At 74.0% G+C, this 22,061-nt stretch carries 15 protein-coding genes and 2 pseudogenes; 7 read left to right on the plus strand and 10 right to left on the minus strand.

What is annotated here, in order from left to right:
- The first annotated feature begins 12 nt into the window (after positions 1 to 12).
- Entirely contained in the window at positions 13 to 834 is an 822-nt protein-coding gene (locus EJG53_RS10985; RefSeq protein ID WP_218041911.1) for a YwqG family protein, read from the plus strand.
- A gap of 28 nt (positions 835 to 862) precedes the next feature.
- Here EJG53_RS10985 and EJG53_RS10990 read toward each other — a convergent pair whose 3' ends face one another.
- The 5 genes from EJG53_RS10990 to EJG53_RS11010 all read right to left on the minus strand — a co-directional run bounded on the left by EJG53_RS10990 (position 863) and on the right by EJG53_RS11010 (position 8,723).
- Positions 863 to 2,782 carry an acyl-CoA dehydrogenase family protein gene (locus EJG53_RS10990; protein WP_125044700.1) on the minus strand — a complete coding sequence of 640 codons (1,920 nt, stop codon included), beginning with the start codon at positions 2,780 to 2,782 and terminating at the stop codon, positions 863 to 865.
- A gap of 309 nt (positions 2,783 to 3,091) precedes the next feature.
- Positions 3,092 to 3,778, minus strand: coding sequence for a response regulator (locus EJG53_RS10995; RefSeq protein ID WP_174856394.1), 687 nt, complete (start codon positions 3,776 to 3,778; stop codon positions 3,092 to 3,094).
- Positions 3,753 to 5,138, minus strand: coding sequence for a sensor histidine kinase (locus tag EJG53_RS11000; protein ID WP_125049308.1), 1,386 nt, complete (start codon positions 5,136 to 5,138; stop codon positions 3,753 to 3,755). The genes EJG53_RS10995 and EJG53_RS11000 overlap by 26 nt, the downstream gene beginning before the upstream one ends.
- A gap of 314 nt (positions 5,139 to 5,452) precedes the next feature.
- The gene (locus EJG53_RS11005) at positions 5,453 to 6,898 is read right to left on the minus strand and encodes an aldehyde dehydrogenase family protein (protein ID WP_125044701.1); all 1,446 of its coding nucleotides are present in this window, start codon (positions 6,896 to 6,898) and stop codon (positions 5,453 to 5,455) included.
- Between the two features lie 169 nt (positions 6,899 to 7,067).
- Positions 7,068 to 8,723 (minus strand): PucR family transcriptional regulator, encoded by a 1,656-nt coding sequence (locus EJG53_RS11010; RefSeq protein WP_125044702.1) that lies wholly within the window; start codon positions 8,721 to 8,723, stop codon positions 7,068 to 7,070.
- 270 nt (positions 8,724 to 8,993) lie between these two features.
- On the opposite strand from EJG53_RS11010, the gene EJG53_RS11015 reads away from it, so the two are divergent.
- On the plus strand, positions 8,994 to 9,398 hold the full coding sequence (locus EJG53_RS11015) for a RidA family protein (protein WP_125044703.1): 405 nt from the start codon (positions 8,994 to 8,996) through the stop codon (positions 9,396 to 9,398).
- Positions 9,399 to 9,410: 12 nt separating this feature from the next.
- On the opposite strand, the pseudogene EJG53_RS11020 reads toward EJG53_RS11015, so the two are convergent.
- Positions 9,411 to 11,552: pseudogene (locus EJG53_RS11020) on the minus strand (ATP-binding protein).
- 254 nt (positions 11,553 to 11,806) lie between these two features.
- On the opposite strand from EJG53_RS11020, the gene gabT reads away from it, so the two are divergent.
- Positions 11,807 to 13,156: a 4-aminobutyrate--2-oxoglutarate transaminase gene (gene gabT, locus EJG53_RS11030; RefSeq protein ID WP_125044704.1), complete on the plus strand. Its 1,350-nt coding sequence runs from the start codon at positions 11,807 to 11,809 to the stop codon at positions 13,154 to 13,156.
- Between the two features lie 103 nt (positions 13,157 to 13,259).
- Positions 13,260 to 14,174, plus strand: coding sequence for a phosphatase PAP2 family protein (locus EJG53_RS11035; protein ID WP_125044705.1), 915 nt, complete (start codon positions 13,260 to 13,262; stop codon positions 14,172 to 14,174).
- On the opposite strand, the gene EJG53_RS11040 is transcribed toward EJG53_RS11035, so the two are convergent.
- Positions 14,138 to 15,202 carry an L-tyrosine/L-tryptophan isonitrile synthase family protein gene (locus EJG53_RS11040; RefSeq protein ID WP_125044706.1) on the minus strand — a complete coding sequence of 355 codons (1,065 nt, stop codon included), beginning with the start codon at positions 15,200 to 15,202 and terminating at the stop codon, positions 14,138 to 14,140. The two genes, EJG53_RS11035 and EJG53_RS11040, sit on opposite strands and share 37 nt — an antisense overlap.
- A 142-nt stretch (positions 15,203 to 15,344) precedes the next feature.
- Positions 15,345 to 16,397: pseudogene (locus EJG53_RS43860) on the minus strand (TauD/TfdA dioxygenase family protein); the annotation flags it as partial.
- Here EJG53_RS43860 and EJG53_RS11050 point away from each other — a divergent pair.
- From EJG53_RS11050 to EJG53_RS11060, 3 genes are all read left to right on the plus strand, one after another.
- Positions 16,396 to 17,532 (plus strand): DegT/DnrJ/EryC1/StrS family aminotransferase, encoded by a 1,137-nt coding sequence (locus EJG53_RS11050; RefSeq protein WP_125044707.1) that lies wholly within the window; start codon positions 16,396 to 16,398, stop codon positions 17,530 to 17,532. The pseudogene EJG53_RS43860 and the gene EJG53_RS11050 sit on opposite strands and share 2 nt — an antisense overlap.
- A gap of 31 nt (positions 17,533 to 17,563) precedes the next feature.
- Positions 17,564 to 18,769, plus strand: a complete 1,206-nt coding sequence (locus EJG53_RS11055; protein ID WP_167515095.1) for a nucleotide disphospho-sugar-binding domain-containing protein — start codon at positions 17,564 to 17,566, stop codon at positions 18,767 to 18,769.
- Between the two features lie 84 nt (positions 18,770 to 18,853).
- The gene (locus EJG53_RS11060) at positions 18,854 to 19,432 is read left to right on the plus strand and encodes a hypothetical protein (RefSeq protein ID WP_125044709.1); all 579 of its coding nucleotides are present in this window, start codon (positions 18,854 to 18,856) and stop codon (positions 19,430 to 19,432) included.
- Positions 19,433 to 19,478: 46 nt separating this feature from the next.
- Here EJG53_RS11060 and EJG53_RS11065 read toward each other — a convergent pair whose 3' ends face one another.
- Positions 19,479 to 20,702: a class I SAM-dependent methyltransferase gene (locus EJG53_RS11065; RefSeq protein ID WP_125044710.1), complete on the minus strand. Its 1,224-nt coding sequence runs from the start codon at positions 20,700 to 20,702 to the stop codon at positions 19,479 to 19,481.
- A 2-nt stretch (positions 20,703 to 20,704) separates the two neighbouring features.
- On the minus strand, positions 20,705 to 22,057 hold the full coding sequence (locus EJG53_RS11070; RefSeq protein ID WP_125044711.1) for an NDP-hexose 2,3-dehydratase family protein: 1,353 nt from the start codon (positions 22,055 to 22,057) through the stop codon (positions 20,705 to 20,707).
- Between the last annotated feature and the right edge of the window lie 4 nt (positions 22,058 to 22,061).

Raw genomic sequence — 22,061 nt, forward strand, 5'->3', positions numbered from 1 at the left:
GACCGTACGGGTATGGAACGAACGATGTCCCCTCCGGAGCGGCTGGCCGCCGAGCTGATGCCCGCCGGCGCGGCGGAGCGCTGGACGGCGCTGCTGCGTCCGGCGGTGCGCCTGACGCGGCCGGACGACCGCCGCGCACCGCTCGCCGGGCCGCCCGTGGGGTATCTGGGCGGCCGTCCCGAGCTGCCGGACGACGTGCCGTGGCCGGTGTGGGAGGGGAACGGACCGCTCACGTTCGTCGCTTCGCTGTCGCTGTCCGCACTGGCCGGCGCGGACCTGGACATACCCCTGCCCGGGGACGGCACGCTGCTCTTCTTCGTGTCCTACGGCCCCGGGCAGGGCGAGGGCGTGCCCGGCCTCGGCCCGGAGGGGCAGCGGGGCGCCCGTGTCGTGTACGTGCCCGAGGGCACCCCCGTCGCCGAGCGTCGGGTTCCCGGGGGCCTCGAAGAGCCGTACCGCCGTGTCCCGCTGTCGGCCGAGCCGGAGATGACATGGCCCCATCGCGAGGATTTCTGGCTGGGGGATCTGGTAGGTGCCTCACCCGGCGACGAGCTCCCGGAGTGGGTGGACGCCTTCGACGACGCCTTGACCGACCTCTCACCCACGATGTGGCACCGCGTGGGCGGCTACCCCATCCCCATACAGGGCGGGGTGGGCCCCGATCTGGGCGAGGACGAGGACCCGGACGACTGGGTGCTGCTCGCCCAGATCGACAGCGACGACCGGGCCCGGATGGAGTGGGTCCACCAGGGCACCCTGTACTGGCTGATATCCCGGGCGGACCTGGCCGCGCGCAACTTCGCGGCGGCGCGCTTCACCTGGCAGTTCCTCTAGAGCCCGGGTGAAGCGCGCCCCGCCCGGGTCAGCGGATCGGCCGGTGGACGTTCTCCTTCGCCGTCGGCCCGGGGGTCGCGTCGGCGATCCAGGGGCCGTCGCCGCTCGGGTCCACGACGCCTTCCTCCAGCCAGGTGTAGGTGCCGGTCAGCACGCCGGAGACGACCTTGCGGTCCAGGTCGTCGGTGTTGGTCCACAGCCGGCCGAAGAGTTCGTCCACGCGGATGCGGGCCTGTCGGCAGAACACGTCGGCGAGCTGGTGCGCCTCGCGGCCGTGGTCGTCGGTGGCGCGCAGGTGCTCGGCGCGTACGACGGCCGCGCTCATGGCGAAGAGTTCGGCGCCGATGTCCACGATCCGGCCGAGGAAGCCCTGCTTGGTCTCCATCCGGCCCTGCCAGCGGGACATGGCGTAGAACGTGGACCTGGCGAGCTTGCGGGCGGCGCGTTCCACGTACCGCAGATGCCCGGCGAGGTCGCCGAACTCCGCGTACGTGCGCGGCAACTGGCCCGGGCCCGCGACCAGCTTGGGCAGCCACCGGGCGTAGAACGTGCCGGCCTTGGCGGCGGCCTTGCCCTTGTCGGACAGGGACTTCTCGGGGTCGATCAGGTCACCGGCCACCGACAGGTGGGCGTCCACCGCCTCGCGGGCGATGAGCAGGTGCATGATCTCGGTGGAGCCCTCGAAGATCCGGTTGATGCGCAGGTCGCGCAGGATCTGCTCGGCGGGCACGGCGCGCTCCCCGCGGGCGGCGAGCGAGGCGGCCGTCTCGAAGCCGCGGCCGCCGCGGATCTGGACGAGTTCGTCGGCCATCAGACAGCCCATCTCGGAGCCGTACAGCTTGGCCAGCGCGGCCTCGATGCGGATGTCGTTGCGGTCCTCGTCGGCCATCTGGGAGGCGAGGTCGACGACGGCCTCCAGGGCGAAGGTGGTGGCCGCGATGAAGGAGATCTTGGCGCCGACCGCCTCGTGCTTCGCGATCGGCTTGCCCCACTGCTCGCGGGCGGCCGACCACTCGCGGGCGATCTTCAGACACCACTTGCCGGCGCCGACGCACATGGCGGGCAGCGAGAGGCGGCCGGTGTTGAGCGTGGTCAGCGCGATCTTCAGGCCGGCGCCCTCGGGCCCGATGCGGTTGGCGGCCGGCACCCGTACGCGGTGGAAGCGGGTGACGCCGTTCTCGATGCCGCGCAGGCCCATGAAGGCGTTGCGGTTCTCGACGGTGACGCCCTCGGCGGCGGCCTCCACGACGAAGGCGGTGATGCCGCCCTTGTGGCCCTCGCTCTTCGGGACGCGCGCCATGACGACCAGGAGGTCGGCGACGACGCCGTTGGTGGTCCACAGCTTCACGCCGTCGAGTACGTAGTCGTCGCCCTCGGGGACGGCCGTGGTCGCCAGCCGGGCCGGGTCGGAGCCGACGTCGGGCTCGGTGAGCAGGAAGGCGGTGATGTCCGTACGGGCGCAGCGCGGCAGGAAGACGTCCTTCTGCTCCTGGGTGCCGAATTGTTTCAGCGGCTGCGGTACGCCGATCGACTGATGCGCGGAGAGCAGCGCGCCGATGGCCGGGCTGGCGGAGCCGACGAGGGCGAGCGCCTTGTTGTAGTAGACCTGGGTGAGGCCCAGACCCCCGTACTTCGTGTCGATCTTCATGCCGAGGGCGCCGATCTCCTTGAGACCGTCGATGGTCTCGTCCGGGATCTGCGCCTCGCGTTCGATCCGGGCGCCGTCGATCTTCGTCTCGCAGAAGTCGCGGAGCTTGGCGAGGAACTCCTCACCGCGCTGGGCGTCCTCGTCGGCGGGGGTGGGGTGCGGATGGATGAGGTCGAGCCGGAAGCGGCCCAGGAACAGTTCCTTGGCGAAGCTGGGCTTGCGCCAGTCCTGCTCCCGGGCGGCCTCGGCGACCTGCCGGGCCTCGCGCTCGGACACATTGCGGGTGGATGGAGCGGTCATGAGGGGCTCACCTCGCCGCGGAGTCGGGTCTCGGAGTGGGTCGGCGGTCCACCGGGGACCGTGCGGTCGGCAGGCACGGAATCCGGCGTTCCGTGCGGTGCCGCGCCGAGCGGGCAGGCGTACGGTGTCCCGCGGCCGTCCGGCTACCGGTCAGTGCTACTTGTGAGTCTCTACCCGTTCCGTTGGACTTGCACCAGACTTCGCGGCACCGGCAAAGGCGGACGGGTGAGCACCGCCGACCGGATTACGCCCGTCCGGAGGCAGGCGGGAGACGGGGGGACGGCGGTGCCCGCGGTGTCTTCCCGGCCGTCAGCGGACGCCCGGCGTGACCAGTCCCGTCTCGTACGCCAGCACCACCGCCTGGGCCCGGCTGCACAGCCCCAGCTTGGCCATCGTGCGGTTCAGATGGGTCTTCACGGTGGCCTCGCTGATCACCAGCCGGGCCGCGATCTCCGGGTTGGACAGGCCCTTGGCGGTGTGCCGCAGCACCTCCCGTTCGCGGGCGGTGAGCGCCTGGAGGGACTCCGGCCCGTCGGCGGCCTCCGGAGCGGGCTCGTCCAGCCGCTGGGCGTACGCCTCGACCAGCCTGCGGGTCACGCTCGGCGCGAAGAGCATGTCGCCGCCCGCGACGGTGGCGATGGCCGAGAGCAGCCGCTGCGGCGGAGTGTCCTTGAGGAGGAAGCCGCTGGCTCCGGCGCGCAGCGCGGCGTAGACGTACTCGTCCAGGTCGAAGGTGGTGAGCACCACGACGTGCGGGGCCTGCCCGCCGGACTCGGCGGCGGCCCGCAGGATGCGTTCGGTGGCCGCGATGCCGCTGACCCCGGGCATCCGGATGTCCATGAGGATCACGTCGGGGCGGTGTTCGGCGGCCAGCCGGACCGCCTCCTCGCCGTCCGACGCCTCGCCGACCACCTCGACGTCGGGCGCGGCCCGCAGCAGGGCGGCCACACCGGCCCGGATGAGGACCTGGTCATCGGCCACCAGCACCCTGATCATGCTCTGTCGTCCCTTTCCGCGGCGGTGCCGGGCCCGCCGCGGGATGGACGGGCAGGGTGAGCAGCACCTGGAAGCCGCCGCCCGGTACCGGACCGGCGCGCAGACTGCCGCCGTAAATCCTGGCCCGCTCGCGCATCCCTATCAACCCGTGTCCGGTGGAGAGTTGGCCGGATGCCGACGGTGCGGAGGGTGGCGGCGGTGGGGCCGCGGCCCCGCGCGGCGGGGCGTGCGGGGCGTGTGGGGCGTGTGGGGCAGGCGTGCCGGGAGTGCCGGAGGTGCCGCCGTCGTCGCGCACCTCGACCGTGAGCCGGTCGGCGCCGTGGTCGATCCGCACGTCGACGCGGGCGGACCCGGCGTGCTTGAGGGCGTTGGTCAGGGCCTCCTGGACGACGCGGTAGGCGCACTGTTCCAGCCCCGGCGGGTACGGCCGCCGCTCCCCCGTCGTCCGCAGGGCGACCGGCAGCCCGGCGGCCCGTACCCGGGCGACGACCGTACCGATCCGGTCGAGGCCGGGCGCCGGTTCGTAGGCGTCGGCCGTCGCGCCCTCGCCCGTCTCCCGGCGGTCCACGGCGGCCGGTCCGCCCGCCATCTCCCTCGGGTCCACCCGGAGTACGGCGAGCAGCCGCCGCATCTCCTCCAGGGCCTCGCCGCTGGTTCCGGCGATGGTGCCCAGGGCGCGGCGGGCGGTGTCCGGGTCGGAGGTGAAGACATATCCGGCCAGTCCGGCCTGCACGGAGATCACGGACATGTGGTGGGCGACCACGTCGTGCAGTTCGCGGGCGATGCGCACCCGTTCCTCGGCGACCGCGCGCCGGGCGTTCTCCTCCTGCTCGCGGCGGAGCTGTCCGGCCATCTCGGCGAGCCGGACGTTGCGTTCGGCGGAGGTGCGGGCGACGTTGCCGAACCAGCACAGGATCACCGGGTACAGCACGCTCTGGCCGAGCGTGGTGGCCCACGAACTCTCCTCGCCCGTCAGCCCGGCGAAGTTCCAGAGCACGGCCAGCAGGACCGAGCAGCCGGCGGCGACGCGTGGCGGGCGGTGGGCGGCGACGGTGTAGAGGGCCATCAGCCCGGCGAGGCTGTTGACGACGGGCCAGTAGTCCAGCGCGATGTAGCCGCCCCACAGCAGGAAGACGGCCAGGCACACGGCGACGGGGGCCTGCCTGCGGGCCACGACCAGCAGGTTGATCAGGCAGGTCAGCGCGGAGCCGAGGCCGTCCAGGCGCTCCCAGCCGGCCGGCACGTTGTCGTGGCCGAGCAGCAGCGAGACGACGGCGAAGCCGGCCGCGATGCCCGCGTCGAGGGTCGGCGGCGGCACGCTCCGTACCCGCCGTCGCACCTCCCCGGCCACCCCGCCCATGCGCACGCCCGCAGCGTAACCCGGCGCGTACGGCGGGTCGTCGGCCCGGAGGAGTCGGTGCGGGTACCGCGGAAGTCGTACGTCCGGGCGGCCGGTACCGCGGAAGTCACACCCGGTTTTCCACCTCTGACGGGACGCCCCGGCGGGCGGCGGGCGCGTACGGTCGCCGTACCGCCACAAGAGTGCGGGGGCACGGGGGAAGGACAGCACCGCCGCACGGGGGAACGGGGGAGGCAACGCGCTCCGGGACAGGGTGCCGGAGCGCGTTGCTCGTCGGTCCGGCCGGTACGTCCGTACCGGCGGCCGGCCGGGTCCTACAGGTCCAGACCGGTCAGCACGAGCACCCGCTCGTAGGTGTAGTCCTCCATCGCGAAGCGCACACCCTCGCGGCCCACACCGGACTGCTTGGCGCCGCCGTACGGCATCTGGTCCGCGCGGTAGGACGGCACGTCGCCGACGATCACGCCGCCGACCTCCAGCGCCCGGTGCGCCCGGAACGCGGTCTGCACGTCGTGCGTGAACACGCCCGCCTGGAGGCCGTACTTGGAGTTGTTGACGGCGGCGAACGCCGCCTCCTCGCCGTCCACCTTCGTCAGGGTCAGGACCGGGCCGAAGACCTCCTCGCAGGCGAGGGTCGCGCCGGCGGGCACGTCCTCCAGCACGGTCGGCGCGTACGAGGCGCCGTCCCGCTTGCCGCCCGCGAGCAGCTTGGCGCCCGCGCCGACGGCCTCGTCCACCCACGCCTCGACGCGCTGGGCGGCGGCCTCGCTGACCAGCGGGCCGACCTCGGTCGCGTCGTCCGACGGGTCGCCGGTGACCTGTGCGTTGACGGCCGCCACGATCTTCGGGACCAGCCGGTCGTACACCGACGCGTCGGCGATCACCCGCTGCACGGAGATGCAGGACTGGCCGCCCTGGTAGTTGGAGAAGGTGGCGATGCGCTGCGCCGCCCAGTCCAGGTCGGCCTCGGAGGCGTAGTCCGCCAGCACCACGGCCGCGCCGTTGCCGCCCAGTTCGAGGGTGCAGTGCTTGCGCGGCACCGAGTCCATGATCGCGTAGCCGACCTGCTCGGAACCGGTGAAGGAGATCACCGGCAGCCGCTCGTCCTGCACCAGCGCCGGCATCCGGTCGTTGGGCACCGGAAGGATCGACCAGGAACCGGCCGGCAGGTCGGTCTCGGCCAGCAGCTCGCCCAGGATCAGGCCGGACAGCGGGGTGGCCGGGGCCGGCTTGAGGATGATCGGCACGCCCGCCGCGATCGCCGGGGCGATCTTGTGGGCGCAGAGGTTGAGCGGGAAGTTGAAGGGCGCGATGCCCAGCACCGTGCCGCGCGGGAAGCGGCGGGTCAGGGCGAGCCGGCCGGCGCCGCCCGCGTCGGTGTCCAGACGCTGCGCCTCGCCGCCGTTGAAGCGGCGGGCCTCCTCGGCGGCGAACCGGAAGACGGAGACGGCACGGCCCAGTTCGCCGCGGGCCCACTTCATGGGCTTGCCGTTCTCGGCGGAGATGAGCCGGGCGATCTCCTCGGTGCGCTCCACCAGGCGCCGCTGCACATGGTCCAGCGCCGCGGCCCGCACATGGGCGGGGGTGGCAGCGAACGCTTCCTGCACGGCGACGGAGGCCGCGACGGCCTCCTCGGTCTGGGCCTCGGTGGGAACGCTCACCGTGCCGACGAGACGGCCGTCCCAGGGGGAGGTGACGTCGAAGGTGTCCTCGCCGGTGGCCTGGCGACCGGCGAGCCAAAAGGCGGTGGGAGAAGTCACAGGGGTCCCGGCCCTTCCGAAGTGGGGGTGGTACGGACGGCCCTCGCGGGCCTGGGTCCACCGTAGGGGCGGGGTGCGGCCACGGCGTTTGTCCGGCGCGGAGTAGTCGTACGGCGCCGCCCGCCGCATTGGCGTACGCGGACGGGGCACGGGCCGTCTCCTGCGCCGGCTACTCCCCCGGACCGTCCTCGTACGGGTCCGCCACCGCCGCCGTCGCCTTCAGCGCCAGCCACAGCTCCATCCGTACGTCCGGGTCGTCCAGCGAGCGGCCGAGGATCTCCTCCACCCGCCGCATCCGGTAGCGCAGGGTGTGCCGGTGCACGCCCAGGTCGGCGGCGGCCGCGTCCCACTGGCCGTGCCGGGACAGCCAGGCGTGCAGCGAGGCGACGAGGTCCCCGCGGCCGGTGGCGTCGTGCTCGCGCAGGGCGCGCAACAGGCCGTCGGCGAAGGCCCGTACGGCGTCGTCGGCCAGCAGCGGCAGCACCGAACCGGACGCCACGTCCTCGTGCTCGACGAGCACCCGGCCGCGGCGGCGGGCGACCGACAGGGCCTGCTCGGCCTGGCGGTGGGCGTGCGCGGCGTCCCGCGGCCCGGACGGCGCGGACAGGCCGACGGCGAGCTGCGCGCCGGACCGCCCCGCCTCGGCCCGCGCCGCGCGCCCGCGCGGCAGCGGCTGCCCGCCGTACCGGGCCTGGGCCGCGGCGGCGTGCTCGGCGCACGCCTCGACGGCGGCCCCGCCGTCGGCGGCCAGCACGACCAGCCGGGCGCCCTCCGGTACGGCCAGCACGGCCTCGCCGGTACGGGCCGCCGCCGACTCCATGGCGTCGGCGAGCGCGTCCAGGGCGGGCGGCGCGTCGCCGGACTCCGTGCCGTCGGCGGCGACCGGCTCGGCGACCACCACCCGGAAGGGCGCGTCCAGGAGACCGCCGTACAGCCGGCCCGCGACCGCCCGCGCGTGGTCCGGCTCACCGGCCAGCAGCATCCGCAGCACCGCGGCGCCGAGCCGCTGCTCGGCCTCCTGGAGGGCGCGGGAGCGCTCGGTGGTCAGCGTCAGGAGGGCGACGGCGGAGTGCACGGCGAAGCGTTCGGCGGTGCCCAGCGGCGCGCCCGTACCGACCGCGAGGACGCCGCGGGCGCGGCGGCCGGTGCCCAGCGACTGGAGCTCCACACGGTCGTCGCCCTCGGCGTCGCTGACGACGGAGCTGGCGGGGGCCGGGCGCTCGCGCAGCCGCCCCACGTCGCCGCTCAGCCGCGCGGCGCGGCGGGCCGCCCAGTCGGGGGCCGCCGCGACCACCGTGCCGGACGCGTCGTACAGCGCGGCCCACCCCTTGAGGTGCGCGGCGAGCCGGGCCAGCAGCTCGGCCGGGCCCTCGGTGCCGAGGGCGGCCCGGGTCAGCTCGCGCTGCGCCTCGAAGCCCTCGGTCACGGCGCGGTACTGGTCGGCGGCGACCGCGGCGGAGACGGCCTTGCTGATGGCGATGAACGGGGTGCTGCGGGGCACGCCCAGCAGCGGCAGTCCCTCCTCGGCGGCGGCGGTGACCAGCGCCCGCGGCACGTCCTCGTAGTTGACGCCGACCGCGAAGCCGAGCCCGACGACACCGGCGCCCGCGACCCGCCGCACGTACCGGCGGGCCGTCGCCGGGTCCTCGGCGTCCAGCTTGAGGGCGGTGATGAGCAGCAGCTCGCCGCCCTCCATGTACGGCACCGGGTCGATCAGCTCACTGGCGTGCGCCCAGCGCACCGGGGTGTCCAGCCGGTCCTCGCCCGCGAGCACCGTCAGCTTGAGCGCGGAGTGGTGGGCCAGGGAGGCGAGCGTGTGCGGCATGGGACCTTCGGGGGCGTCGGCGGGCGGGCGTGCTGTCGGCGGGCCGGCGCTGCGCCGTCCCGTATGAACGGTCGCTGCCGATTCTGCCTCAGTGGAGGGGTGCGGGGGTGGGATCGTCCGGGGATGCAGCCGTACGGGTGGGGGTGGCCCTGGCAGCGTGACACCCGCGACGGCCTGGAAATCGGGTGGACGCGCCGGGCCCGGCCGTGAGCTGATCGGCACCGACCGGTTCGGCAGCACGTCGGCACCCGCTCGCTCCGGAGGAGCCTCATGACCCGCTTCACGACCGTGCCCGGCCTGTTCCCGCCCCCGCTCTACTCGCACGCCGCCGTCGTCGAGGCGGGTGAACGCCTGGTCTTCTCGGCGGGCGCGGTCCCGCTGGACGCGGACGGCGCCCTCGTCGGCCCGGACGACCGCCCGGCCCAGACCCGCCAGGTCCTCGCCAACCTCGCCGTCCAGTTGGAAGCGGCCGGCAGCGGCCTGGACCAGGTGCTCGCCAGCACCGTGTACGTCGTCGGCAGTGCTCCGGAGGACCTCTCCGCGGTCTGGGACGAGATCCGCGCCTCGGCCCTGTCCACCGGCCCGCACACCTCCACGCTCGTGGGCGTGACCGTCCTCGGCTACCCGGGACAACTGGTGGAGGTCACGGCTACGGGGGTGGTGCGGGAGGAGTGACCCAGGCCCTCCTCACCCCCGAAGATCCACCAACACCGGCGGCGCATGCTCCCCCCGCACCGACGTCACCGACAGCACCCCGTGCCCCGGGGGACGGAGTTGGCCAGGTCGGAGGCGGACCAGCGTTCGCGCTCGACGGTGCGGACGGTGACCGCCTTGGCGGTGGCGGCCTTGCCGGTGACCAGGTGGCGGAAGAGGTGGAACGCCTTCATCGCGGCGCCCTCGGCGATGATCTGACGGTCGGTCACGTCCCGGGTCTCGACCCACTCCTTGCCCCAGACCTCGGCGAACCGCGCCCCGTCCCAGGTCGTCACGCCCGCGAACGCCATCCGGCAGCCCACCGCGCCCAGCAGCGCGCTGCGCAGCGACTCGGGGACGTCGTCGAGGGAGCGCAGGGTCATCAGGACGCCCGCGTTGGCGGCGCGCAGCCGTTGCAGGCCGCGCAGGGATTCGGCGGTGACGGTGTGCGCCGCGTCGTCCAGGACCAGGCAGGCGAAGAGCGAGCGGTCACCGCGGGCGGCCGCGCACTCGGTGAACTGGGCGAGCACCAGCCGGGCCAGGATGCGCGACGCCTCGGCGTGACCGCGTTCGGGCAGGTCGACGCGGACGCGCAGCGGGCGGTCGAGGGCGCGCAGGGAGAGCTGGCGGTCGCCGCCCTCGGGGCGGAAGTACGGCGCGAAGGCGGGCGGTCGAGGAGGGCGAGGCGGTCGGCGAGCAGGTCGCCGACGTCGCCGGGGCGCCCGGACTGCCGTGCGCGGGCGTCCAGTTCGCGCAACTGGGCGTGCGACTCGGTGGTCTTCAGGGCGGTGCGCAGCGCGGCGAGCGCCGTGTCCGATCCGTCGAGGAGTTCGCGGAGTTCGGGGACGGACGGGAAGCGACGGTGCGCGGTCCGGAACGGGCCGAGCAGTTGGCCGAGCGCGGTCGCGGCGCGTCGGCTGTCACCGCCGGGCTGGGTGGCGGCGAGGTCGCCGACGAGCGCTTCGGCGAGGATGCCGGCCGCTTCGTCGGGGTCGGTGGTGCCGCCGTACAGGTCGAGGTCGCAGTCCGGTTCGGGCGCGCCGATCCGGACGATCACGTCGAACGCGTCGTCCGGGCCGAGGGCGGAGCCGGCCGCGCCGACGGCGACCACGGCACTCCGGCCGGCCAGCGCCTGGAGGCACAGGGACTCCACGACCGGCCGCACCACCCGGGTGGTCTTGCCGCAGCCGGGCGGGCCGACGGCCAGCAACGAGGTGCCCAGCAGCGCCGGGTCGAGGGCGAAGCCCGTACCGCGGTGCTGGTGGGGGTTGCGCGGGTGGTCGGTGGCGGTGCCGATGCGCACCTGGTGGGCGAGCAGGTCGTGGTGGGCCGTGCGGACGGGCAGGTCGCGCTGCCCGGAGGGGTGGGCGCAGGCGGCGGCGCCGTGGCGCAGGACGGTGTCGGTGAAGGAGGCGAGGGAGTTGTGGCCGGAACGCACCGAGTGCCAGGCGCGTTCGATGCGCGCCACGTCGACGTCGTTCATGCGCCCGGCGAGCGTCTCGGCGGTGAGCTTGTCGGCGGCGTCGGGCGCGCCGCCCGCACGCAGTGCGGGCCACTGGGCGCGGTCCTCCTGCGGCTCCGGTACGGCGTCGGGGCGGCGTTCCCTGGCACGGCGCAGTACGGGCCCGAGGCAGCGCCGCCCCAGTTCGGCCCAGCGGCCGAGGCGTCCGAAGACGAGGACGAGGAGGGCGAGGAAGAGCGCGTAGTAGAGGTACGTGACCCAGACGAAGATCATCTTGTCGCCGCCGGCCGCGCGCCAGGAGTCGGGCGTCAGGAGCAGCAGCGGGTAGAGCCAGTACGGGCCGAGGTAGCCGTTCCAGAGCAGCGACCAGAGCAGCCAGCCGCACAGGAACGAGATCAGCGCGCCGGTGACGAGCTGCCGGGTGGGCACCCGGTCGGGGCTCTCCTCGGGCCGGGGCACGTGCCCGTACGTCCAGATGCCGGGCGCGGCGGCCCGGCGGGGGCGCGCAGCCAGCGCAGGAACGTACCGTCCCCGGGGGCGGCGGGCGGCGCCGGCGGCACCGGCGGGATTCTCGGGGCCGGCGGCGCGGACGGGACCGGTGGTGCCGTGGGGCGGGGTACGGGGTGGTCGGTGCGGGTGTGCGGTGCGTCGTGCTGCGTGCCCTCGGTGTCCATCCGGTGCCCCTCGTCCCCCTTGAGACGTCCGGACGCCGGACGGAGACGGTTCCGCCCGTGCGCCCTGCTGTTCCCGCGCATTGCCGCCGTTCAATCTACTGGCCGCGGAGCGCCGCTATGTCCGGTGCGGACAACGCAACACGCGCACTTCTCCCGAACGGAACATGCCGACGTCCCGTTCCTCCCCCTAGCCTGCGAGCACAACCCCTTCCGTACGTCTTCAGTACGTCCCGTTCCACCCCCAGGAGACTGCCATGACCGAACTGTCCGGAGGCCCCGCCCTCCCCCAGGAGCGTCGCGTCGTCACCGCGATCCCCGGCCCGAAGTCCCAGGAGCTGTGGGCCCGCAAGCAGGCCACCGTGGCCGGTGGTGTCGGGGCGGTGCTGCCCGTCTTCGCCAAGCGCGCGGGCGGCGGCATCCTGGAGGACGTCGACGGCAACTCCTTCATCGACTTCGGCTCCGGCATCGCCGTGACCTCGGTCGGCAACAGCGCGGAGGCCGTGGTGCGCCGCGCCACCGCGCAGCTCGCCGACTTCACCCACACCTGTGTGATGGTCACGCCGTACGAGCCGTACGTGGAGGTCTGTGAGCAGCTCGCCGAGCTGACGCCGGGCGACCACGCGAAGAAGTCGGCGCTGTTCAACTCCGGCGCGGAGGCCGTGGAGAACGCCGTCAAGATCGCCCGCGCGTACACCAAGCGCCAGGCGGTCGTCGTCTTCGACCACGGCTACCACGGCCGGACGAACCTGACGATGGCGCTGACCGCGAAGAACATGCCGTACAAGCACGGCTTCGGACCGTTCGCGCCCGAGGTCTACCGGGTGCCGCTGGCCTACCCCTACCGCTGGCTGACCGGCCCGGAGAACTGCGCCAAGGAGGCCGCGGACCAGGCCATCTCGCAGATCACCAAGCAGATCGGCGCGGAGAACGTGGCCGCGATCATCATCGAGCCGGTGCTCGGCGAGGGTGGCTTCATCGAGCCGGCCAAGGGCTTCCTGCCCGCCATCGCGGAGTTCGCGAAGGAGAACGGCATCGTCTTCGTCGCGGACGAGATCCAGTCCGGCTTCTGCCGTACCGGTCAGTGGTTCGCGTGCGAGGACGAGAACATCGTCCCGGACCTGATCACGACCGCCAAGGGCATCGCGGGCGGCCTGCCGCTGGCCGCCGTCACCGGCCGCGCCGAGATGATGGACGCGGCGCACGCGGGCGGCCTGGGCGGCACCTACGGCGGCAACCCGGTGGCCTGCGCGGCGGCGCTCGGCTCCATCGAGACCATGCGTGAGCTGGACCTGAACGCCAAGGCCCGCCGGATCGGCGAGATCATGAAGCCGCGGCTGGCGGCGATGGCGGAGAAGCACGACATCATCGGCGAGGTGCGCGGCCGGGGCGCGATGATCGCCATCGAGCTCGTGGAGTCCGGTTCCAAGGAGCCGAACCCGAAGGCGACCGCGGCGCTGGCGGCGGCGTGCCACCAGGAGGGCCTGCTGGTGCTGACCACCGGCACGTACGGCAACGTGCTGCGCTTCCTGCCGCCGCTGGTCATCGGCGAGGACCTGCTGAACGAGGGCCTGGACATCATCGAGAGCGCGCTCGCGACGGTGTGACCCGAGGGAACCGGCGGCAGGTCGTGAAGAATGTGTGCGGGGCCGATGGCGGGCAGGTGATCCGGCTGTCCGGGCCCGGCTCCCTGCCGTACGGTTTCTGCAGATGAGCGAAACACTCCGCCCGCAGGGGACTGCGGGCGACGCCCGGCCGGCGCTTCCCCAGCTACGGCCGAGCCGTGCCTTCGCGCACGACTCCGGGGCCGCGCGCCCCGGAAATCCTCACCGATCGGACGGCCGCCCGCCCCAGACCCCCCGGGGCGCGCGGACCTCCGGTCAGCGCGGCCGCCTCGGAACCACCCCCCCTGTTCCGAGGCGGCCGGCCTTCTTCGTCCGCCCCCTCCTGTGGGCGGGCGTCCTGTGCGCCGCGCTCTTCGCGGCCCTCACCTGGCAGGTGGCTTCCGACGGCCCGCTGCGCGCGCTGGACGAGCGCTTCGGCCGCGCCGTCGTGCACAGCCCGGTGCCCACCGCCCTGGCCGAGTTCTTCGCCGACCTCGGCAACACGGTCGTGGCGGTGCCGATGCTGGCACTCGCCGCGCTGTACGCGGCCTGGCGCGGACGGCGGGCGGCGGCCCCGCGCTGGTGGCTGCCGCCGTTGGCCTCCCTGGTCACGATGGCCGTGGTGCCCGCGGTAGTCGTTCCGGTGAAGACGTGGCTGGCCCGGCCGGGGCCCCCGGAGATGGCGGGCGGCGCGCACGCCGGTTTCTTCCCGTCCGGGCACGGAGCGACGGCGGCCGTCGCGTACGGAGCGGTGGCCCTGCTGCTCGCCGCACCGTGGACCGCATACCCGGGACGGTCGTACGGACCGGCGCTGGCGGCCGCCGTGGTGCTGCTCGATCTCGCGGTCGGCGTCGGCCTGGTGCGCCGCGCCTATCACTGGCCGCTGGACGTGCTGGCCAGTTGGTGCCTGGCCGGGGTGCTGCTCGCGGCCTGCGCGGCGGTGTGCGGGCGAAGGGCGGACCGCCCGCACACGGCGGACGACGGTCAGCCCGCCGCGCCGACCAGCTCCGACGCGATGTAGTGGCTCGGGCGCCAGCTCGGACCCGCCGGGATGCCCACCCGCTCCGCCTCGTGCCGCTTCATCAGCCGGAAGCGGTCGGTGCCGGTCTGCACGACGACGGCGTGCCAGGGCGTGAGCCAGTTGTCCGCCGCCTCCAGCAGCGCGATCCCGAACTTCGCCGAGCCGCAGGCCTGCGGGTGGATGGAGAGCCGTACGGTCTGCCGGTAGTGGTGGGCTATCAGCTCGCCCCACGCCCGGCTGCGCCGCAGCACGCCGTACGCGCGGCTGCGGCACTCGCGCTGCAACTGGGCCTTGGAGCCGGTCCAGTCCGCGGTGTCCTCGACCAGGAACCGTATGGTGCCCCGGTAGTGGCTGAGCGCCGGCCCGCCGGCCCGTACCTCGGCCCGGAGTTCCTCCACGCTCTGCGCGTAGTCCTTCTCCAGCAGCGCGCGCTTCTCGTCGTAGCTGCGGCCGTCGTAGACGTGGTCGAGACCGAAGGTGTCGATGTGCCGCAGGCCGTTGGCGTCGATCATGTCGCGCAGTGCCTTGCCGTACGCGTCGATGTGCGCGTCCGGCACCCGGATGAGGTCGCCGAAGACATGGCCGTCCGAGCAGATCAGCAGCCGGGCGCCGGGCGGGTAGACCGCGTCGATCGCGGCGCACAGGTCGTCCAGGAAGCGCAGCGAGAGCAGTTCGCCGAGGTCGGGGAGGTGGCCGGCGACCTTGGCGGGGTTGGGCGACTTGCAGGGGAACGCCGGCAGGGTCAGCAGCACCGGCTCGCGGCGGGCGACGAAGCCGCGGATCTGGGTGAGCTGTTCGGCGAAGCACTGTCCGGGCCGGTGGCTGTCGTGGCCGCGGCCCTCGGCGCTGTCGGCGCCGTCTCCCCCGTCGTCCCGGGTGCCCGCCGGGGCGCCGGCGGGCCTGCGGTGCGGCAGCAGCAGTTCCAGGATGCGGGCGGTGTACTGCTCCGTAAGGGCGGCGAACGCGGCTTCGCCCTCGTCCTCCCCCTGCTCCCCGCGCTCGGCGTGCTGCTCGTACGTCACGGTCATGCGGTCCCTCGCTGGGTGTCGGCCCCGGTGGTGTCCCGGTGGTCGTGGATGTGGCTGGGCAGCGGGGTTCGCCCAGGACGTGGACGCGGCGCAGGTGGCGCGGCAGTCCGCGGCGGTACGGCACGCGGGTGTGTAACAGGGTGTAGTTGTCGGCGATGACGATGTCGTCCTGCTGCCAGGCGTGCACGTACACGTGCCGGGGGTCGTACGCGGCGTCGCGGACGGCGGCCAGTTCGGCGGCGGCCGCCTCACCCTCCAGCCCGTCGACCTTCACATCGGGCTGGTTGATGATGTGCTCGCCGTCCGGCACCGGTTCGAGGAACCGCATGACCGGGAAGCCGGCGTCGGGGTGCGGTTCGATCAGGGGCGAGACGACGAGGCCGCCGTAGTGGGAGACCTTGGCGTTGCGGTAGCGCAGGGTCAGGCCGCGCCAGCGCTCCAGGGTCTCCTCGTCCGCGTCGGCGAGGACGCGGGTGGTGTCGCAGAAGAGCGTGCCGCCGCCTTCGGCCGCGCCGGGTGCCGCGACGCAGTGGAAGACCTGGAACTCGGGCACGAAGTCGACGTACATCCCGTCCCAGTGCAGCGGCATGAAGCCGGTGTCGAAGACGTGGTCCTCGGGGTCCTGGTGGGCGCGTACGTCGAAGACCGTGCCGAACGGCCACTCCATCACCTCGCCCCAGGTGCGCGCGTAGGCGTCGAGTTCCGTCGCGTCGGCCGGGGCGGTGAACCCCCGTAAAGCGACGAGGTGGTGGCGGCGGGCCAGGTCGCGCAGCCACGGTACGGGGACGGCGGTGACCGGGACGCCGGGCCCGGTCGCGGTGATCAGCACGCCGAAGGGGCCGGGTGCGGCCGTCGTCCAGGGCCGGGTGTCGTCAGGGGCGTCGTCGGTGGTCGGGCCGGACGCGTGGACGGCTTGGGACGTCATGGTTCCTCTCCGGATGGCGGCGCGCCGGGCCGGCCGGCCGGGCGCGGTGACAGCGAACAGTACTTGAGAGTTCAAGAACTTTCCACGTCGTGGACGACTTCTCGCTGACACCCATGACTTTTCCGCCACCGCCCCGCGCGGGAAAGGCAGTTCGCGTGGCCCGAACCGGCCGTGGCCCGTTCGGGCCCGCGTCCCCCGCTTCTGCGCCCCCTCCGCCCGCACGAGACTCACCGTCGAAGCCCGCCCCTTCGAGGATGCGAGGACCGGCATGATCGACCTCTTCCAGCCACAGGCCGGCGACGACGAACTGGCCGCCGTCGCCGCCGTGTTCGCCGACCGCTGGCTCGGCCACGGACCGCGCAGCACCGCCTTCGAGGCGGCCTTCGCCGCCCACATCGGCGCCCGTCCCGAGCACCTGCTGTTCGTCAACTCGGGGACCGCCGGCCTGTTCCTCGCCGCCGAACTGCTGGATCTCGCCCCCGGCGACGAGGTGGTGCTGCCCTCGCCCAGCTTCGTGGCGGCCGCCAACGCCGTCGTACGGGCCGGCGGCCGCCCGGTCTTCTGCGACGTGGACTCCCGCACCCTCAACCCGTCCGCCGAGGACATCGCGGCCGCCGTCACCCCCCGCACGAAAGCGGTCGTGGTGCTGCACTACGGCGGCTACCCCGGCGACATCGCGCGCATCGCGGACCGCTGCCGCAGGGCGGGCCTCACCCTGGTCGAGGACTGCGCCTGCTCGGTGGCCTCCCGGGTCGGCGAACGGGCCGTGGGCACCTTCGGCGACCTGGCGATGTGGAGCTTCGACGCGGCCAAGGTGATGACCACCGGCGACGGCGGGATGCTGCACGTACGCGACACCCGGCTCGCCGCCCGGGCGCGGCGGCTGGCGTACCACGGCCTGGTCCAGCCGACCGGGCTCGGCCACGCGCGGGTCTCGGACCGCTGGTGGGACCTGGACGTCCCGGAGCCCGGCCGCCGGGAGATCGGCAACGACCTGACCGCGGCCATCGGGACCGTACAACTGGCCCGGCTGCCCGCGTTCCTCGCCCGCCGCAAGGAGATCGTCGAGCTGTACGACCAGGAACTGGCCGGATTCGACGCGGTGCGGGTGCCGCCCGAGCTGCCCGCCGGGCACACGTCCTCGTACTTCCTCTACTGGGTGCAGATGGCCGCCCGCCTGCGCGACGAGGTGGCCTCCGCGCTGTTCCGCGACGGCATCTACACGACCTTCCGCTACGCGCCGCTGCACCGGGTCCCCGCCTACGGGGCCGGTGGCGCGGACCTGCCCGGCGCGGAACAGGCCGCCGCGGAGACCCTGTGCCTGCCGCTGCACCCGGGGCTCACCGACGCCGATGTCCGCACGGTGGCCGCCGCCCTGCGCAAGGCCGTCGAAGCGGCGCAATGACCGTCCCCCAGGAGAGAGGGAGAGCCGAACCATGCGCGTCCTGGTGACCACGTCCCACGGAGCGGGGCACGTCTTCCCGCCCGTCGCGCTGGCGCACGCGCTGCGCGCCGCGGGGCACGACGTCCTGTTCGCCACCCCCGGCGCCTCCGGCGCGCTCGTGGCGCGCGCCGGACTGCACGCCTTCGACTCCGCGCCCGGCTGCGACACCGAGGAGATCTTCGGACGGCTGCTGGCCGAGCGGCGGATGACCTTCGACCGGTTCCGTACGGACTCGCCCGAGGCCGTCACCCTGGCGGCCGAACTCTTCGCCCGGACCTCGGAGGCCACCGTGGACCGGACCGTCGAGGTCGCCCGGTCCTGGCGGCCCGACCTCGTCCTGCACACCGAACTCCAGGGCGCCGGGCCGCTGGTGGCCGCCGTGCTCGGGGTGCCCGCGGTCGAGCACACCATCAGTTGCCACCACTTCCGGCAGATCAGTGACCGGTTCGGGCCGTGGCTGGCCGCCGCGTACCGGCGCCACGGCCTGGCCGGGCGGCCCCCGGTCGCCGCGACGGTCGACACCCGTCCGCCCAGCATCGCCACGTACGACCTGGGCGGCTGGCCCATGCGGGCGCTCCCCTACACCACCGGCGCGGTGCTGCCTCCCTGGCTGCTGGAACGCCCGCCCCGCCCGCGCGTCGCGGTCACCCTCGGCACCCTGCGCCCGCAGCTCAACGGCGTCGGCGAGCTGCGGACGGTGGTCCGGGCGGCGGGAGCGGTGGACGCCGAGTTCGTCCTGGCGCTCGGCGACGCCGACCCCGCCGTGCTGGGCGAACTGCCCGCCAACGTACGGGCCGAGGGGTGGCTGCCGCTGACCGCGCTGCTGGAGACGTGCACCGCGATGATCCACCACGGCGGCAACGGCACCACGCTGGCCGGGCTCGGTGCGGGCGTCAGCCATCTGGTGCTGCCGGGCGGCGCCGACGACTTCGAGGTGGCGCGGATTCTTCACGCGCGGGGCGCCGGCCTGGTCAGCACCCCGGACGCGGTGGACGCCACGCTGCTGCGCCGCCTGCTCACGGACGAGAAGATGCTGGCCGTGGCAGCCGATATCCGCGCCGAGACGGCGGCTCTGCCCACCCCCGCCGCCATCGTGCCGCGGCTGGAGAAACTGGCGGAACAGGGGCGCGCGGCGCGGGGCGCGCGCCGGTCGGGTTCCGGACAAGTCCGCGTATCGCCCGGAGAAACGGGCGCGTAGCCGACAGGATGGCCGTGCGCGCCGGGCACCGGCGGCACGCCCGGCGAGGTTGCGCACCCGGCATCGTCCACCGAGGGGAACTCCATGGCGAACGAGCTCAAGTACGGCGACCGCATCCACCTGCAGAACGGGTACAACGGCTGGCAGGGCGGCTATCTCGACACCAACGGGCACAGCGGCGCCTCGGGCGCCAAGTACAGCGTCTCGACCGCCGACACCCCCGCCCGCGGCAAGGGCACCGGCACCTGGGAGATCCACTCGGCCAGCGGCAAGGCGTCCGGCCAGCCCGTCGTCAGCGGCGACCTGGTGTATCTGCGCAACCTCTACGGCGGCGACGGCGGCTACCTCGACAGCAACGGCCACGCCTCCGACGCCCAGAAGAACGCGGGCGCCCTGTACGACGTGTCCACCTCCCAGTCCCGGGACCGCGCCCCCGGCACCGGCCGCTGGCGGATCTTCGCCCGCAGCTCCTCGCCGGGCGACCGGAACGTCCGGACGGGCGACGTGGTCCACCTGTGGAACACCTACGGCGGCAACGGCGGCTTCCTGGAGACCAACGGCCACAGCACCGCCACCGGCGGCAAGTACGACCTGTGCACCAACGCGTACTTCAACCGCAGCTCCGACGTGGCCGACTGGAAGATCCACCCGGCGCAGGCCTGACCTCGGGACGGCCGGGCGCCGGTGGCAGCCGCCACCGGCGCCCGGCTCACACCACGCGCACGTCGGGGACGTACAGGATCCAGCGCCCGCCCGCCGCCCGGAACGCCCGCTCCTTCGCCATGATCTCCGCCGCGTGGTTCCACGCGAACAGCAGCGCGTAGTCCGGATAGGGCACGGCGAAGGCACCGGGCGCACGGACCGGGATGCGGGCGCCGGGGGTCAGCCTGCCCTGCTTGGCGGGGGTGGAGTCGCAGACGTACGGGACCAGGCGCGGGCCGAGGCCGCAGTAGGCGGTCACCGTGCAGCTCTTGGCCGTGGCCGCGTACCCGGCGACGGTGCGGCCCGTGGCGCGCAGCTCTTCGAGGAGGGCCACCAGGTCTTTCCGTACGCCGTCCACCCGGCCCGCGAAGGCGGCGAGCGCCACCGGGTCCGTCAGGCCCCGGGCCGCCTCCTCCGCCAGGAGTTCCGCGACGGCCGGGGCGGGCGGGCGGCGGCCGGCGCGGGCGAGGGTGTAGCGGAGCTGGCCGCCGTGCACCGGCAGGCGTTCGATGCCGACGAGCCGGAAGCCGAACCGTTCGGCCAGGGCCCGTACGGAGGTCGCGGTGAAGTAGTACCGGTGCTCGTCGTAGAACTGGTCGAAGGCGGTGCGCCCGACGATCTCGCCGAAGTACGGGTCCTCGAAGACGAACACGCCGTCCGGCGCGAGGAGTTCGTCCAGCCCCGCGAAGAACCCCGGCAGGTCGGCGATGTCGCAGACGGTGTTGGCCGCGTACACGACCTGGGCGGGCCCCTCGGTGGCGACGGCCTCGCGCGCCGAAGCCGCGGTGAGGAAGGCGCGGTGCACCTGTACTCCGTCGGCCCCGGTGTAGCCGGACGGCTCGAAGGCGAGAGTGCGGACCCCCGCGTCCGCCAGGGTCCGCAGGACGACACCGTCCGTGCAGCCGATCTCGACGGCGAACGGTGCGTGCCTCCCCGGCAGTTCGGTGCGCAGCAGGTGCCTCCCGGTCGCGCGGAAGTGCTCGCGCATCACTGACGACCCGGACGAGTGGTACGGGTAGCCCGGGTACGGGCGGCGTTCGTGCGGGATGCCGTCGGTGAGCTGGACGAGGGCGCAGTGCTCGCAGATCCCGGCGGCGAGGCGGTAGCGGAACGCGTCGCACGCGTCGCCCCGCCGGGCCTCGGCGGGGGTCGGGAAGGCCGAGGACAGGGGGTGGTGGCCGAGGTCGAGGAAGGTGTGCAGCGATGTTCCGCAGATCCGGCACGTCGGCATGGTCAGCGCTCCAGGGTTCCGTCCGGGCCGGTCAGGCTGCGCAGGCAGGTGAGCAGGGTGCGGGCCTGGACGGTGACGTAGTGGCTGTGCCGCAGCAGGGCGGAGAGCTGGTGTGCGGTCATCCATCGGTGGGTGCCGGAGTCCTCGTACGGTCCGGGCCCGTCCACGGCCACGATCAGATAGCGGTTGAGCGCGTGGTGGAAGCGGCCGCCCTCCTCCGACAGGAGGGCGTCGAAGAGCACCCGGTCCGGCGCTGCGGTCAGGACTTCGTCGAGGAAGCGCGGGCGTGCCCCGGGCGGCAGTACGTCGTAGTTCTCCGGCGTGCAGCACACCGTCGCGGTCAGCTCGGCCTCGTCCACGCTGCCCGGTTCGGCGGCGGCGTGCACCAGGACGTGCGGCACGCCGTCGACACGGGTGAGGAGAAAGGCGACGATGCCGGTCCCGTGCGGGCGCAGCATCGGCTGCGTCCAGCGCCGCACCTCCCGGCCACCCGCCCGCACCTCGACCGCGATGACGTCGAAGAAGCGGCCGGTGTCATGGCTCACGGCGTGTTCGGTGCGGTGCCAGCCGGGCAGGCCGCGCAGCGGTACGGGCCGGGTGCGCAGCCCGGCGTGGCTGCGCACGCCGGTGAGCCAGTGCAGGATCTCCCGCCCGGAGTGCAGCGCGCGGCCCGCGGACCCCGGCGGCGGGGGCAGGCAGGCGAGCACGCTCCGGGCGTCCATGTTGACCACGTCACCGGCTCCGAGCAGGGCGTGGACGCGGGGCAGCGGCATCCACCGGTACCCCGGCAGCACCTCGACGTCCTCCGTCGTGCGCACGATCATGTTGCGGTTGCGCTTGCGGTAGAACCAGGCGCCCTGTTCCGACTGGCGTACGTCCGCCACCAGCCCGCGCGACGGCGGGTCGCGGAAGTACCGCAGGTAGGGCACCGTCCGGCCGCCGTGCGCGCGGGTGAAGTTGGAGCGGGTGGCCTGCACGGTCGGCGCGAGCTGGAGCCCGCCCGCGTTGCCCGGCTCGGGCTTGGCCTGCGCCAGGACGTGCGGCCGGCCGCCGAAGTCCCTGACCAGCAGGCCCAGCACGCCGGTCTCGGGCTGGTCGAGGATGGGCTGCGCCCAGTACGGGACCGGTCCTTCGGGGGCCGACACGTCCAGTCCCCGGACGGTGAAGAACGCGCCCCGGTCGTGGACGAGGTCGCCGGTGCGGGCGTCGGTGTGCCAGCCCTCCAGGGCGTCCAGCGGGATGCGCCGCGTACGGGTGTACCGGCGCTCGCCGGCTTCGGCGAACCAGCGGCCGAGCGGGCCGGGCGCCACCGGCGCGGCCGTCACGGGCGAGGCCGTCGTGGTCGTCACAGGCATGGTC

It is taken from the genome of Streptomyces chrestomyceticus JCM 4735 (genome assembly GCF_003865135.1).
Taxonomy (GTDB): Bacteria; Actinomycetota; Actinomycetes; order Streptomycetales; family Streptomycetaceae; genus Streptomyces; species Streptomyces chrestomyceticus.